Below are 12,614 nucleotides of genomic sequence, written 5' to 3'. Positions count from 1 at the left end.
AAGAAGGAGTGCCGTAGGTGAGGAGAGAAAATTTCTAACGAATTTGCTGCTTTTGTGACCTTCTCCAGTACGCTTTGCTGCCCTAGTTTTTATGGGTATGCTGATTCCAATGTCGAATTCGGGCAGTCGTTTCATGAATCAGTTCCCATCTCTTTCTGCTGTTGAAACACTATCTAGTGATGCGATATTTTCTCCTTGTCGCAAATATCGCTATGTTCTGTGGCGGAGGTGGGCGAATGATTGGAGTTCTAATTACGCCCTGTTCGTTGGTTTGAATCCATCTACGGCGGATGAAACACAGGATGACCCTACGATTCGTCGTTGCATCAAATTCGCGAAAGATTGGGGTTATTCGGGTCTTTGTATGACAAATTTGTTCGCGTACCGAGCAACAGATCCAAAAGATATGATTGCCTCAGCCGATCCAATCGGTTTAGAAAATGACAAATATCTACTTGAGTACGCGGCAAGAGCAGGAATTGTCGTGGCTGCATGGGGCAATCATGGAACCCATCACAATCGACACATTTATGTTAAAAAGATGCTTCCAAATCTTCATTGCTTAAGGCTAACTAAGCTAGGAATGCCCTGGCATCCGCTCTATCTACCACAAACACTAAAACCGATTCCGTTTTGAGGGTTGTACTTGGATTAAGGTCTAACATGAATGCCTTTTGCCTCGCACGGGGACAGCGCAAAGCGGCTGGCTCTGTGCCTTTACCAATTAGCCTGTGCTTTGCACGGGCGGGAAAATGCGATCGACGATCAATCCAAGGCTATCAGCCGGGAAATTTCTCATAGCGCGATCGCGTTTCATCTTGGCTCAGAACTGCTTCACTTTGGAAATTTGATAAGCGATCGCGAAAATTGCTCGAACTGAGTGCAGGAGATTAGCAGGTGACTCTAAATTGCTCGCGGGTCGGTGGAGACTTGCCGCTAGCGCTAAGACGCGCCAGCTATTTGCTCAGACTCGCGCAGGCTCATTTGCCTTCGGCATTCGCCAGCGCCAAGAATTTGCCGATCGAGTCTCGCTCCACCTCGAATCACGATCGATCTGAACTTCAACACTTCCGACCCAGTGAAAGCTCTGACCTTTAACACGCTACGTTCGCGCCATCGGGCAAATTTAGCATAGCGCTCCGCTACAGCCATGCTATTTGCCACTCTTGGGGCGCTCTCTCCGCTTGGCTGATTCGACTTGAGTAGCTGTCTCGAAAGGGAGAGTGAGAAGAGAGAGAAAAGAGAAAGGGAGAGCAGGGTTGTGACAGTTGTTGTGACGGTTCGCGTACCCTATAGCCTTTTTATACTATTTTTAGTATAATTGAGATGTCGGTTTATTAGATTTTATGCAGTTGTCTTTACTCTTTCCCTTCTCCCCTAGCTGGGTTGTCTCGCGTGGCAGCGATCGCTTTATTCTCTTCTTCCCGACCGTTGCGCCGATGGGCTTCGCTGATTGGTGTGCTTCTGATGGTGTTTCTGTCTTAGGCATCGCTCCTGTCGCGCAGTGGCGCAGTTTTCCGCCTGGTGTGGCTGTGTTTCTGAGCGTTCCGCCTGCGGTTGCTGCGGTTCTTTCTAAGTTTCCGACTGGGGGCGGTGGTTCTGCTCATCCAGCTAATTCCCTTCAGTTCTAGCTCGTGAGCTTAGGCAGCGTACCCGCTCCCCTTCCAGCTTTGGGAGGGCTTTTTTTGTATCGGAATCCTTCATCTAAACTTCATTCTTTTTATACTATTTTTAGTATATTAATATACTAAAAATAGTATAATCATAAGTATAGAGATTTGGTTTTAGCGATGAAAGTTTCCGTTCAACTGCTCAAAGATGGTTACGCACAGGTCAGGCTATGCGATCGCGTTCAAGTGATCACGCGAGTTCTGAAACGTCCCGGCAAAGGTGGACGGCTGGCGAAAGTGCAAACGGCTTATGTCGGCTTTAAGAGTGAGCTTTCAGCACAGCGTTTTATTGTTCGACTTCGTGAGCTTTTCCCTGATGCTAAAGCGCTTCTTCGCCCCAGTAAGCGACTCTCTACGCCTCATGAGGTCAAGCTGTGGGAGTTCAACGGGATCGAGACATTCTTACTAGAGATTGCACAGAAGGTTTAGGTCTGGTGACCTGGGCAAGTCGATAAACTACCCGCCGGATGTAAGACGCGAAGGGCATCTAACGAAAGTTACCCGCCAGTGCAACGGGACAGGCACGAAGTAGGCGCAATCCTAGACCTGAGCAAGTCGAGAAACTGCTTACTCTTTCAACTCAAAACCCTCGCTGATTGCCTGAGAAACATTGCAGCGAGGGCATCCACCACTAACGATGGAGTCTCCATTTTATGTCTGATTACAGTTTTACTCACGGGCATTTTGCCGATCGACATTTTCCCACTGAAGAAGATCTACCCGCCGCACCCCAAGGACTTTTTACACCGACCTGTGGGCAGTGTAAACACTTCGTTGTTACTCGTATCTATCTCGACATTCCAAATGTCGGCTACTGCGTCGCAAAACGACAGCGCGAATGGTGCGGGGGAGATGTCTACCGATACTTGCACCCACAGCGAGACGCTTTCGATCCAACCTGCGATCTCTATGTCGAACAAGTCCCGTTTTAGGAGCTAGAACAATGTCAACACCTAGAGTTTATTTTGCTGATCTAGCTGCCTACAATAACGGTCACTTGCGTGGCGTATGGGTCGATTTCTATGAAGGGATTGAGCCTGATGATGTGCAATTCGCGATCGATGCACTGCTTAAGGACTCAGAAGGCGAAGAATGGCGGATTGATGCGTATGAGGGTTTTGCTGAGGTCAAGAGTTCCGACCTCGAAAAACTTTGTCAAGTTGCTGCACTTATTCATGAGCATGGAGAAGAACCAATCAAAGGCTACTTCGCGTATTTTGGCGATGATGCTGAGATTGATGAGTTTCCTGATTACTACATCGGTTGCTACAAATCTGAAGCTGCATTCTGTGAGGAGCATTTGCAAATTGCAGAGGCAGCAGAAAAGATCCAGGTTTTTGATTCGGCAACGCTCGATCAGTACATCAATTGGGAAGCGATCGCGAATGATGCCTTTATCAGTTTGTACCATGCCCACAAGGAAGGATACGAACAGATTCACGTTTACACAATATAGCGACGATGAACCCTAAAAACTATTCGATCACAACGCTGATCGGTAAATGTTGCCCTATCGATCGCGAAAACTGCTTACTCACTCCGTCTCGTTGGTATGAGTCGCAGCACCCGGAAAATTTTGAACTCAAGCTTTTGGCTTGGGAAGAGAAGGGCAAAGAGCTTCTAGATCTCTAAATCTCTCGGTTTGGGCAGTACCGCTAAATCTGCCCCTCGCAACAGAAACAACAATGACAGTATGAATTCACAAAATCTGATCGATTCAAAAATTCGAGAGATTGCTCAAGCATTGGGTGAACTCTGGGAAATCGCTAAGCCTAGATTGCTTCTCCACCCAGAAGGCTATGGACTGGAAATTTTGACAGACAGCAGAATCAAGATGAAAGATCGCCTCATTTTCGTAGGTCATTACGACTATGAAGGTGATGATTTAACAGCCTACACTTCACAGAGATCGAGGGATTTGCTCCCAACAATCACCGTTTCAATGAATCGAGAGGCAGAAGCGATCGCTCATGAAATCAGTACGAGGCTATTGCCTCGCTATTTAGAAGAGAGAACGAAGCTTCTGAGAACCAGAAACATTTACCGAGAACAGCGCTGGAAAGAGCAGTGTGTTGCAATCAATCTCAGAAATGCTTTAGGTGCGAGGGATGCTCAGCATGAACAGTCAAAAGTGTGGCGAGATTTTCCATGCAGAGCAGACCAGAGAGTGATTAAAGTTCAAGCAACGGCGGAATGCTGGTACATCGACGCACCTGTAACCGTAAGAGTGTTTATTCAAGGACTTTCACCTGAAGAAGCAGAAGAGTTGCTGATCTGGACTCAGAAGATCAACCCAATAGAAGACGAAATCCACTGACAACATTTACAGTAAGCGACATGGTAGCCACAACACAAAATGGGTCAGAAAAACTATCGCCTCCGAGCACGATTGGAGAATGGTCACTCAGTCAGATCATCGCTGCACTTTCTCGACCTCTGCCAAATTCGATGCTAGAGACGAGAAGCCAAGGTGGAAAGCCGATCGAATACATTTCTTGGCACACGGCAAGCAAAATCCTAGATAAATACGCGCCTGGATGGACTTGGGCAATTATGAAGATCGAAACAACGAGCGATCGCATCTTTATAGTGGGTCGCTTATCGATCACCTGTGCTGAAGGGCTAGTGTATCGAGAGGCAACTGGAACCGAACGCTTGAAAGATGAGAAAGAGATTTGGATCGGTGAAAAGCCTAACCGACGACCACTGAGAGATGAGCATGATCGCCCGGTCACTGAACTGAAAGAGCTTGCCTATGGTGATCCTTCCTCGAATGCCGAGAGTATGGCGTTTCGTCGTGCGGCTGCAAAATTTGGTCTAGGACTTTATCTCTACGATCGCTAATTGGTTTTGACCTTCTCGTTGAGTGCCTTGGGAGCGATAGCGACCGATTCGCTCAATGAGAAGGTAAGCCTCGCGGCTTGGGAGCGGCAACCATTCAAAAAGGAACCGAGAAATGAGACTCACCAGCGGACTGAAACAAATGTACGATGCTCAATAATACTAATTTTAGTTAGAATCTTATGCTGATGAGTTTGGCTGAAAACTTGGAGATTATGACGTGTAGCGCAATTCTAGAGCGGATTCAGCAACGTGCCCAGAAAAAATGGGGTGAGAAATGGCTACCAAATTTAGTGCGAGAATATGTAGCGATCGCTCGCGAACATGGAAGTGAGAAGGATAAGAACGCTACAGCCATAAACCGTAGACCTCAAATTGAACGTGCCTTTAACGCTGGCTCATGCACGGCTGATACGCTGATCATGTTAGCGGCTGCGGTTCAATGCCGATTTCAATTAGCCTGTTATGAGATAGAAGATTTATGACCTGTTCAGCTCATCTCTACAACGATGTTCAGTTTGATCCAAATGAGAAGGCGAGACATTTTCAGTTCAGCGATCGCTTACAGGAACGATTAGAGAGTCTTCTCACAGACCGGAAGAATCGATCCTTAACCCCTGACGAAGAAGCTGAAATGACTGATCTCATGGAACTCAATCAGATTCTTAGTTTTGTGAATACGAAATTAGCAGCGGAATTGTGGCAATTGAGTAATGCAGAGGAATGATGAGCGACTTACTCGAACAGTACGATCCCAATTTTCCCTATTCGCCAGTGTATGAAGCAGGTGAAGAACCTGAGCAGAGTTGGGAATATGGCGATGTCTTTGGGCGATCGAAACTCATTCAGAAACAGATTGATAATCTCCTCGCATTCCTCGAACTGGATGTGACCAAGTACAAAAATCCCAGTGTTGATCAAACTGTTCGTGAGCATCTTCAGCAAATTATCGCTCAGAGTAAAGAAATTATGGCTTCATTGGATTAGTTTGCTTGAGACCGTTCAACACAACGCTTTGTCCTCCAGAAATGGGGGATTTTTTATTGTTGGGTGAAGTGTTCGGCGGACAGGTCGGTAACGCAAAAAAAGGGAGCCGAAGCCCCCAGAACGCTAGTAGCGAGAACCAACCTCCTCAGCCAGAGCGAACAACTCCTCAAGCGACAACTCACTCAACTGCACACGAGAGCCGCGAGACACAGCAGACAGAGACACCGAACCCAAGGGAACGACACAAGGCACAGAAACTGCGAACCGACCTGGAGCCGAAGACGGACAACGAACCACAACCGAGTAGCCAACCACCCGCGCCCAACGAACCGCGAACTCACGAGGCAGCGAGTCAAACCACACCTCAGCAACAAAGCCCGTGAACGACCGATCCGACTCACGCCAGAAACACTCAACCGCACCGAACTCCTCAGCCAAACCCGCAACAAACTCAAATGGAACAGAAAGCATAAACAAAAACCAAACGCAACGCGACCCCAAAACGCCTTTAGCGATTCTTCTTTCTTGACCCGACGAACGAGTGTCAAGGGTGCGAAACCGGGAGCGGAGCGACCCAACAAACCTGAGCGAAGCACCTCTATTCGCACTCGCGCAGCCCTTGACACGGGATCAGAAGGCGTAAAATAGCCCCGCCTGCGTTGGTTTTGAAAGAGGGTTTGGGAGAAAAACCTGTCTCCCACGCGACCGAAGGAAGCAATTTTCAAAGGAGCTATCGATCGAGAAATTCACCCCAGTCCGAACAGTTCACCGGAATCTTGAGCCAAGTTTTCACTGTAATTCGTTTTGAGTGATTATATTTTATTATAATTAATTATAATAAAATATAACTTCTTAGGTAAAACTCGAATGCGACTCTCACTCAGTCTTGATCAAGCCATTACGATCGTTTCTGACAAGCTTGGCTATTCTCCCAGTTCTTATCAGCGAGGCATTTTAGAACATTTAGTCAAGGGTCAAGGAAATGCAGCCTGTAATGCGGTCGCAGGTGCGGGAAAGAGTTCTACGCTTCAGATGGCAGCGATCGTTCTAGAGCAGCTTGGATTTAAACCCAGCGAGATCAGAATCATGGTGTTTGGGAAAGCCAATGCTCAGGACTTGATCAAGAAGTTTGGAACCGCTTGGAAAGATTCGATTTCAACGCTTCACAGTGCGGGATGGAGTTTGATTAAACAAGAACTGAGCATCAAGAATACGCTCAATCTGATCAAGCCAACTAAGTACAAAAAGATTGCTCAAGAGCAGGGATTGATCAGCCCACCTCGATCGATGGGACAAGGAACACTGAGAAATGAGGGAGCGATCGACAAAGATGCTGACTTTCTCACGTTGGTTGATCTGATCCGGCTGACGAATTCAGAACCAACTGAAACGGCAGTCAGACGGATCTGTGATCATTTTGAAATTGCTGACGTGTGGCGACCTGAGATCGTGGCAGAGGCAATCAAGCTTGTTCTGAAAATTGGTGAGGAGCAAGCGCTGAATAAAGTCGCGTTCGACTACTGCGATCAAATCTGGTTGCCTGTGAAGTGGGAGTTGGGATCTCAGAAGTGGTTTGAGCCTTATCAGTTCGTATTAGTAGATGAATGCCAAGACCTCAATGCAGCACAGTTAGAACTCGCTTTGATGCTGGCAGGGCAGAAAGGGCGCTTATTGTTCGTTGGAGATCCAAATCAGGCGATCATGGGCTTTAGTGGTAGCGATAATCGTTCCTATCAGAAAATCGTAGACCGCGCTAAGTGCGTCGAATTGCCGCTCTCAACCTGTTACCGATGCCCCTCAGAACATATCAAGTTAGTACAACGACTCTTTCCCTCAATCCCAATTGAAGCGCGTGAAAATGCTCCACAAGGCTCGATTGTTCAATGCAGTGAGAATGAGCTAGAAACCTTTCTCAAAACGGGTGATCTCGTTATTTCTCGGAAGACTGCACCACTTGTTTCGCTCTGTATCCGGCTCATTGCTAGAGGTATCAAAGCCACAGTGAAAGGGAAAGCGATCGGGGATCAGATCAAGAAAGACCTGGACGCGATCTCAGAAATGCCGGGATTTGTTTACTCAGAATTCAACGCAGCGATCGAAGCCTATCGTCAAACGATGTTCAGCAGATATGAGGGACTTGATAACGAGGAACAACTGAAGGACAACCTAACCGACAAGCTCGAAGCGCTTCAGACCATCTACACCAATCGTCCGAACGCTAAAAGCATTGAGGATTTAGCACTCTATATCGATTCAATGTTCAGCGATGATTCCAGCCCGATTACGCTTTCAACCTGCCACCGCGCCAAAGGGTTAGAAGGAGAGCGCATCTTTATCCACAAGGCTGAAGACATGCCGATGAAATGGAAGAATCAACAGGACTGGCAATACGAGCAGGAACGCAATTTACTCTATGTAGCCCTCACTCGATCGAAGTCCGAACTGTTCATTGTGGGCAATCCAGATTGGCTATTGCTAGATGATGATGAAGTGATTCAGGAAGCAGAACCGCAGTCAATTTCTGATCCTCGGCTCAAGCTGTATGTGGATTATGAGAAAGCCGATCGACCCCCCAGCACTGTTTCTAAACGATGGGTCAATTTAGGACTGATCAAACTGGATACGGGTACTCAACTCCCTTCACGCCGGAGTGAATTGACGATCGCCGACTATGCCGAACAAATGGAAGCGGAGCAGTGGGACTGGGAGCGTGAACCCCTACCGATTCTGTTTGATGACGGTAGCGGCACGCTCTACCCAGGCGACGGACATCACCGCACTGAAGCAGCAGGACTGGCCCAGAAAGAATCAATCTATGCGGAGATCAGACCTGGTGGACTACTCAGAGCAAAACTTTATTCTGCCCAAGCAAATCGTTTCCACGGGCTGAAACTGACCCGCAAAGATAAGCGGAGTAAATGTGAAATGATCTTTGCTGATCCCGAACTACTGGAGGCATTAGCGACCGAATTGGGACAACCGGGGACAATTCCCAGCGATCGGGTGATTGCGGATTATTTGGGCGTTTCGGCTCCTTTGGTTGGAGATGTGCGGAAAGAGTTTGAGCAGCAAGGCACTGTAAATATTTCGAGTGAACGGGTTGATCGCAGTGGGCGCAAACTCAATACTGAGAAGATCGGGAAGAAGTCGAGTAGTTCAGAGGAGAGGAGTGAAAAGCCTTTACCTCAGTCAGAGCAGAACGGCGATCGCCCAGAATCACCTTCTCAATCTGAACTCAATGGCAATCTTGCCGAGCCAATCTCTCAACCTCAAGTGAGCCGAGATCTTGTCGAGTCGATCGCTCAGCCGATTATTAGAGATCGGACTGCGGAGCTGACTGAGAAACTGGTTGCACCTGTGAAGAAGAATGATCCGACTAGCCAGCTTTCAGAATATGAGCAAGGAGTGATTGAAGGAGCTTGTAAGGTCTGGAGTGCAAAGACTGTGATTCAATTTGCGATTCGATATGCGACTCAGGATGAGATGCAGAAGATTTACGACTTGCTTGGAACGACGATCGAACAGCTTTGAGAGAAATCACCGTCTCTAGTTTTAATCCTCTGCCAAGGCAGGGGATTTTTTGTTGATAATATGACCGTATCATGGCTTATCTAAACTAATTTTCATTCTGAAAAAATAATCCAGCCAATTGTTAAGTTTCTCTTTTTTTGCACTTGATATCGTTTAGTCAGATGGGCATTGACAAAGCTGAAACTCGTTGGGTGGTGCATTATCATGCGCCGTTTCTGATGAGTGAGTATGTGCAAGAAATTGGGCGGGCAGGGAGAGATGGAAAAAAAGCGACAGCAGTTCTCCTCAAAAGTAGCTGGCTTGATTCAGAGGATCGCCAACGTTGGCAATTCTTTGCAACTCAAGAGCAAAATCAAATTCAGAAGGCTCAAACGTTAATTCAAAAGCTTCCGCAGCAGGGCAATGTCGATCAGGTGTCGAGAGAGTTCAAAGGAGCCGCGATCGCACTTTCTCTGCTTTACAGTGCTCAGCAGTTAGTTTGGACTGATCCATTTCACTATCAAATTCAATCGAGGCGAAGGCTAGCACAGGCTTCAAGCCTCAATTCTACTCAGTCGATGCAGAACTATCTGAAGACAAAGGACTGTCGATGGCAGTTTATTTTAAGGTCATTTGGCTTCGAGCAAGATGCTTTGAATTTTACTTGTGGTCACTGCGATCGCTGTCAACAAAATTAAGCGGTAATCTGTTTCAAGATTGCTAAAACCTTGTAAAGATCATTGCCAGGATTTAGCAGAGAATAGGTTGCAGAAAAACCGTAGGTTGGAGCTTCTTGCTGGAGCAATTTTACAAACAAAAACTCACCACCATTTGTCATCAAAGCATATCCGGGTTGCTCTGGTTGAGGTCGAGCAAGTAAATAAGATAATGCTTGTGGAATCGCAGCTTGCACTGAAAATCGTGATCGCTTAGACTCAACGACCAGAATCCAAAGCTGATTCCGAACAATCAACGTATCGATCCGCCCAATGAGCGCCATGCCATTGTCATCCGTTTCTTGAATTTCGATGCTGACTTCGGAATCGATCGTGAAAGGAAAGCGATAAAATCCAGCTTGATCCAAGAGTGGTGAGACCACGACCATTTTTACGGTTTCTTCGTTCAGAGACTGTACTTCGAGTTGACTGAGATAATTTTGCTGAACGCGATCGAGCGCAGTTTGTTCTGCTGATGTGATTTCTGGGACAGAGGCTAACTTTGCCCTGAAGAAATCAGGGTCAGTTGACCGCACAACTCCGAAGCGATCGCGCAACTGTGCAAGACTAACCTCATTCGCGATCAGTGTGATCATACGATTCCTGCATCAACAATTATGCTGATTTTATCGCATTTGCAGGGGTTGGGCGTTGGGTGCGAACACATTGGTACGATCGAAATTCTCGATCGCAATCCGAACATAAGCAGAAATCCATTTGAAGTGGTTTGCAGTACTCAGAGGAATAGAGACTTTACTAAATAAAATGACAGCAAAAAGGTTTCCAGAAGGTAACATTCCTCCAAATCCTAGAACTGACTGTACTTTGTAAGGAAGTACAAACTGCATTTGAGCGGGAATATGAGGACTCCCGACTGCATCAGCAACATAAAACACATTAAATGCTTTGTTTGATGCTTTTGTGATTAAAGTGGGTGCAGTATCAATCACCGCACTTACTTCTAGTCCAAACTGCTGAATCAATTGCAAAATCATCGGTGCGCGGTAGACAAAATCTTCATCGATTAATGGAATGGCTTGATGTCCAGTCGATTCTTGACGATCGTTCCAGTACGGTTCATCGCCTGCTGTTGCAAGCAACGTCAAACACTTTGTCGCCCGCATCACAGAGCGACCTTTCAAAATAGCTTGAGCTGCTTCTTGCAGGTCTGGACTTAAATCGCCGTATGGATGTGTTTTGAAAAATCGAACTAGAGTGCAAGCACTTTCGCCAGTTCGCGGATCTACTAGATTTTCATACAGATATCGAACGATACGATTTGCGGTTTCTTCCATACTGTGCGATCGTTCTTCCATGTTGCGAAGTTTAATCGCACAGTGATTCATATCTTCCTTCGTGAAAGCTGCTAGATTGTACATCGAAGGTTACCTACTCAATAACTGTCTAACTTTGGTCTGTATTTTTTCATACTTCAAAGTTGTGTAAGCTATTGCCGGATACTTTTCGGATGGATTTTCACACAGCTAACAAGTGAAGAGAATCTATCGAATGTTCCATCGCCGCCGCCAGCTTGAGGTTGATTCGCTCTGGTTGGATTGCTGTTCTTTTGCATGTCGCTCTAAGATTGCTTCGGCTGAATCTTGTAAAGTGCGATCGCGATAGGGCACAGCGGCGCGGGTATTTAAATGCTCTTGCTCCATTTGCGATAGAGGATGCAAGGTTTCGGCTGTCCAAGCCGCGATCGTGCCTTGTGACCATTCATGCGGTAAATGTAATTCACCAAGCGGAATCGTGCCAATTTTTAAGCCTGCTGCGATCAAAGCGGTGCGTACAGATGCCGATCGGGAATAGGTTGCAAGCTTCCCCGTTGGGGCTAAAGCGCGCGCAACGAGTTGGAAAAACTCGATCGTCCACAATTGTGGACATTTTCGGGGAGAAAATGGATCAAAAAAAATCGCGTCTGCTTGAAAATCAGAGAGGTGCTGAATCGTTTGTCTTGCATCTCCAATCAGTAATTTTGCTTTGATATCATCTTGGATACATTCATGGTTATGTGCTAATTGTTTGAGAATTGTTTGTACTTCAGGCGACCAGTATTCGAGTAGCTGGGGATGCGTTGCGCCAATGGGAACGGTTGCATCTCGTTCTAAAGCGTAAACTTCAATGATGCAGTTTGGATTGACTTTGTGAATGACTTCGATCGCTGCTGCTGTGTTGTAGCCTAGTCCGTAGCAGACATCTAAGAGTTTGACGGTGGATTGTTCTGCTGTTTTATGAAGCTCGATCGCATCTGAGAATTTCTGAAATGCTTCTGTTTTTGCACCTTGATAGCTATGAAATGCTTCGCCAAATTCTTCTGAGAAGAAGGTAAATGAGCCATCTTGAGTCAGTTGCGGAATCCAGGCATCCATGAGACTTTCAGAAATTGTAGACTAGATTTTAGCATCTGTAAGTGAGAGGTTGAATGGTGTTTAAGGTTGTGACTCGAAATGTCGATCGAGACTTCGATCGCTGGATTGATGCGCTGGACTTTGCCAAGTCGCTGATGCCAGACTGCAAGTGGTTTCAGGATGTGCGGATTTTTGAGAAAGGGAATTTAGTCTGGGTCTATAGTCGATCGCATAAATTTCCGCAGTTTGTGGGAGCAGGAGTCTACGATCGTTTAGCTAAACGATTTTTGATTGAGACTCTAGAATCCGAGAATGCTCTAGAAGCTGCTGAAGATGAGGATGCTTCTACCTAAGAATTTATAGGATTTTAGCGTGGGTATAGGTGGCTTTAGACCCTCAAAAATCTGAATTCGTAACTACTCAGGCTGAAGCACCGTTGGCATTGTCGGGTTGCCCAAGAAAACTTGCTTGAGTGCTTCGAGGACATTCACCCCTTGCTTTTTGAGCGTGGAGATATAGCCGCGAATCCGCCCAAACAT

The 12,614-nt window shown here is 46.6% G+C and carries 20 protein-coding genes; 16 read left to right on the top strand and 4 right to left on the bottom strand.

The window, feature by feature from the left end:
• Positions 1 to 91 precede the first annotated feature (91 nt).
• From J0L70_RS30100 to J0L70_RS30040, 13 genes are all read left to right on the top strand, one after another.
• The gene (locus J0L70_RS30100) at positions 92 to 637 is read left to right on the top strand and encodes a DUF1643 domain-containing protein (RefSeq protein WP_287457038.1); all 546 of its coding nucleotides are present in this window, start codon (positions 92 to 94) and stop codon (positions 635 to 637) included.
• A 30-nt stretch (positions 638 to 667) separates the two neighbouring features.
• Positions 668 to 880: a hypothetical protein gene (locus J0L70_RS30095; RefSeq protein WP_287457037.1), complete on the top strand. Its 213-nt coding sequence runs from the start codon at positions 668 to 670 to the stop codon at positions 878 to 880.
• A 17-nt stretch (positions 881 to 897) separates the two neighbouring features.
• A complete protein-coding gene (locus tag J0L70_RS30090) occupies positions 898 to 1,098 on the top strand; it encodes a hypothetical protein (RefSeq protein ID WP_287457036.1) in 201 nt (66 codons plus the stop codon).
• Between the two features lie 248 nt (positions 1,099 to 1,346).
• Entirely contained in the window at positions 1,347 to 1,631 is a 285-nt protein-coding gene (locus J0L70_RS30085; protein WP_287457035.1) for a hypothetical protein, read from the top strand.
• A 159-nt stretch (positions 1,632 to 1,790) separates the two neighbouring features.
• Positions 1,791 to 2,099: a hypothetical protein gene (locus tag J0L70_RS30080; protein ID WP_287457034.1), complete on the top strand. Its 309-nt coding sequence runs from the start codon at positions 1,791 to 1,793 to the stop codon at positions 2,097 to 2,099.
• A 224-nt stretch (positions 2,100 to 2,323) separates the two neighbouring features.
• Positions 2,324 to 2,602 carry a hypothetical protein gene (locus J0L70_RS30075; protein WP_287457032.1) on the top strand — a complete coding sequence of 93 codons (279 nt, stop codon included), beginning with the start codon at positions 2,324 to 2,326 and terminating at the stop codon, positions 2,600 to 2,602.
• Between the two features lie 11 nt (positions 2,603 to 2,613).
• A complete protein-coding gene (locus tag J0L70_RS30070) occupies positions 2,614 to 3,126 on the top strand; it encodes an antirestriction protein ArdA (RefSeq protein WP_287457031.1) in 513 nt (170 codons plus the stop codon).
• A gap of 5 nt (positions 3,127 to 3,131) precedes the next feature.
• Positions 3,132 to 3,302, top strand: a complete 171-nt coding sequence (locus tag J0L70_RS30065; RefSeq protein ID WP_287457030.1) for a hypothetical protein — start codon at positions 3,132 to 3,134, stop codon at positions 3,300 to 3,302.
• 61 nt (positions 3,303 to 3,363) lie between these two features.
• Positions 3,364 to 3,987: a hypothetical protein gene (locus J0L70_RS30060; protein WP_287457029.1), complete on the top strand. Its 624-nt coding sequence runs from the start codon at positions 3,364 to 3,366 to the stop codon at positions 3,985 to 3,987.
• A 20-nt stretch (positions 3,988 to 4,007) separates the two neighbouring features.
• A complete protein-coding gene (locus tag J0L70_RS30055) occupies positions 4,008 to 4,514 on the top strand; it encodes a hypothetical protein (protein ID WP_287457028.1) in 507 nt (168 codons plus the stop codon).
• A 179-nt stretch (positions 4,515 to 4,693) separates the two neighbouring features.
• Positions 4,694 to 4,996 (top strand): hypothetical protein, encoded by a 303-nt coding sequence (locus J0L70_RS30050; protein WP_287457027.1) that lies wholly within the window; start codon positions 4,694 to 4,696, stop codon positions 4,994 to 4,996.
• Positions 4,993 to 5,238 carry a hypothetical protein gene (locus J0L70_RS30045; protein ID WP_287457026.1) on the top strand — a complete coding sequence of 82 codons (246 nt, stop codon included), beginning with the start codon at positions 4,993 to 4,995 and terminating at the stop codon, positions 5,236 to 5,238. The genes J0L70_RS30050 and J0L70_RS30045 overlap by 4 nt, the downstream gene beginning before the upstream one ends.
• The gene (locus tag J0L70_RS30040; protein WP_287457025.1) at positions 5,238 to 5,498 is read left to right on the top strand and encodes a hypothetical protein; all 261 of its coding nucleotides are present in this window, start codon (positions 5,238 to 5,240) and stop codon (positions 5,496 to 5,498) included. The genes J0L70_RS30045 and J0L70_RS30040 overlap by 1 nt, the downstream gene beginning before the upstream one ends.
• A 123-nt stretch (positions 5,499 to 5,621) precedes the next feature.
• On the opposite strand, the gene J0L70_RS30035 is transcribed toward J0L70_RS30040, so the two are convergent.
• Positions 5,622 to 5,969: a hypothetical protein gene (locus J0L70_RS30035; RefSeq protein WP_287457024.1), complete on the bottom strand. Its 348-nt coding sequence runs from the start codon at positions 5,967 to 5,969 to the stop codon at positions 5,622 to 5,624.
• Between the two features lie 396 nt (positions 5,970 to 6,365).
• Here J0L70_RS30035 and J0L70_RS30030 point away from each other — a divergent pair, with 396 nt between their 5' ends.
• Both J0L70_RS30030 and J0L70_RS30025 read left to right on the top strand, forming a co-directional pair.
• Complete coding sequence (locus J0L70_RS30030) at positions 6,366 to 9,029, top strand: UvrD-helicase domain-containing protein (RefSeq protein ID WP_287457023.1); 2,664 nt, start codon at positions 6,366 to 6,368, stop codon at positions 9,027 to 9,029.
• Positions 9,030 to 9,190: 161 nt separating this feature from the next.
• Entirely contained in the window at positions 9,191 to 9,706 is a 516-nt protein-coding gene (locus J0L70_RS30025; RefSeq protein ID WP_190653798.1) for a RecQ family zinc-binding domain-containing protein, read from the top strand.
• On the opposite strand, the gene J0L70_RS30020 is transcribed toward J0L70_RS30025, so the two are convergent.
• From J0L70_RS30020 to J0L70_RS30010, 3 genes are all read right to left on the bottom strand, one after another.
• Positions 9,703 to 10,320, bottom strand: coding sequence for a restriction endonuclease subunit R (locus tag J0L70_RS30020; protein WP_268182777.1), 618 nt, complete (start codon positions 10,318 to 10,320; stop codon positions 9,703 to 9,705). The genes J0L70_RS30025 and J0L70_RS30020 overlap by 4 nt on opposite strands.
• Positions 10,321 to 10,350: 30 nt before the next feature.
• Positions 10,351 to 11,103 (bottom strand): hypothetical protein, encoded by a 753-nt coding sequence (locus J0L70_RS30015; RefSeq protein ID WP_017286034.1) that lies wholly within the window; start codon positions 11,101 to 11,103, stop codon positions 10,351 to 10,353.
• Positions 11,104 to 11,226: 123 nt separating this feature from the next.
• A complete protein-coding gene (locus J0L70_RS30010; protein WP_287457021.1) occupies positions 11,227 to 12,096 on the bottom strand; it encodes a tRNA (5-methylaminomethyl-2-thiouridine)(34)-methyltransferase MnmD in 870 nt (289 codons plus the stop codon).
• A gap of 53 nt (positions 12,097 to 12,149) precedes the next feature.
• Here J0L70_RS30010 and J0L70_RS30005 point away from each other — a divergent pair, with 53 nt between their 5' ends.
• Positions 12,150 to 12,428, top strand: coding sequence for a hypothetical protein (locus tag J0L70_RS30005; RefSeq protein WP_017286036.1), 279 nt, complete (start codon positions 12,150 to 12,152; stop codon positions 12,426 to 12,428).
• Positions 12,429 to 12,614 lie beyond the last annotated feature (186 nt).

This window comes from Leptolyngbya sp. UWPOB_LEPTO1 (assembly GCF_017302695.1).
GTDB classification, from domain to species: Bacteria; Cyanobacteriota; Cyanobacteriia; order Leptolyngbyales; family Leptolyngbyaceae; genus Leptolyngbya; species Leptolyngbya boryana.
This window is presented reverse-complemented; position numbering and strand designations above follow the sequence as displayed.

Coding starts and splice junctions, on each gene's coding strand:
- J0L70_RS30095 (WP_287457037.1), top strand. CDS start 668: ATGCCTTTTGCCTCGCACGGGGACAGCGCAAAGCGGCTGGCTCTGTGC.
- J0L70_RS30005 (WP_017286036.1), top strand. CDS start 12,150: ATGGTGTTTAAGGTTGTGACTCGAAATGTCGATCGAGACTTCGATCGC.
- J0L70_RS30040 (WP_287457025.1), top strand. CDS start 5,238: ATGAGCGACTTACTCGAACAGTACGATCCCAATTTTCCCTATTCGCCA.
- J0L70_RS30035 (WP_287457024.1), bottom strand. CDS start 5,969: ATGCTTTCTGTTCCATTTGAGTTTGTTGCGGGTTTGGCTGAGGAGTTC.
- J0L70_RS30065 (WP_287457030.1), top strand. CDS start 3,132: ATGAACCCTAAAAACTATTCGATCACAACGCTGATCGGTAAATGTTGC.
- J0L70_RS30060 (WP_287457029.1), top strand. CDS start 3,364: ATGAATTCACAAAATCTGATCGATTCAAAAATTCGAGAGATTGCTCAA.
- J0L70_RS30045 (WP_287457026.1), top strand. CDS start 4,993: ATGACCTGTTCAGCTCATCTCTACAACGATGTTCAGTTTGATCCAAAT.
- J0L70_RS30100 (WP_287457038.1), top strand. CDS start 92: ATGGGTATGCTGATTCCAATGTCGAATTCGGGCAGTCGTTTCATGAAT.
- J0L70_RS30015 (WP_017286034.1), bottom strand. CDS start 11,103: ATGTACAATCTAGCAGCTTTCACGAAGGAAGATATGAATCACTGTGCG.
- J0L70_RS30020 (WP_268182777.1), bottom strand. CDS start 10,320: ATGATCACACTGATCGCGAATGAGGTTAGTCTTGCACAGTTGCGCGAT.
- J0L70_RS30030 (WP_287457023.1), top strand. CDS start 6,366: ATGCGACTCTCACTCAGTCTTGATCAAGCCATTACGATCGTTTCTGAC.
- J0L70_RS30010 (WP_287457021.1), bottom strand. CDS start 12,096: ATGGATGCCTGGATTCCGCAACTGACTCAAGATGGCTCATTTACCTTC.
- J0L70_RS30025 (WP_190653798.1), top strand. CDS start 9,191: ATGGGCATTGACAAAGCTGAAACTCGTTGGGTGGTGCATTATCATGCG.
- J0L70_RS30080 (WP_287457034.1), top strand. CDS start 1,791: ATGAAAGTTTCCGTTCAACTGCTCAAAGATGGTTACGCACAGGTCAGG.
- J0L70_RS30085 (WP_287457035.1), top strand. CDS start 1,347: ATGCAGTTGTCTTTACTCTTTCCCTTCTCCCCTAGCTGGGTTGTCTCG.
- J0L70_RS30075 (WP_287457032.1), top strand. CDS start 2,324: ATGTCTGATTACAGTTTTACTCACGGGCATTTTGCCGATCGACATTTT.
- J0L70_RS30055 (WP_287457028.1), top strand. CDS start 4,008: ATGGTAGCCACAACACAAAATGGGTCAGAAAAACTATCGCCTCCGAGC.
- J0L70_RS30050 (WP_287457027.1), top strand. CDS start 4,694: ATGCTGATGAGTTTGGCTGAAAACTTGGAGATTATGACGTGTAGCGCA.
- J0L70_RS30070 (WP_287457031.1), top strand. CDS start 2,614: ATGTCAACACCTAGAGTTTATTTTGCTGATCTAGCTGCCTACAATAAC.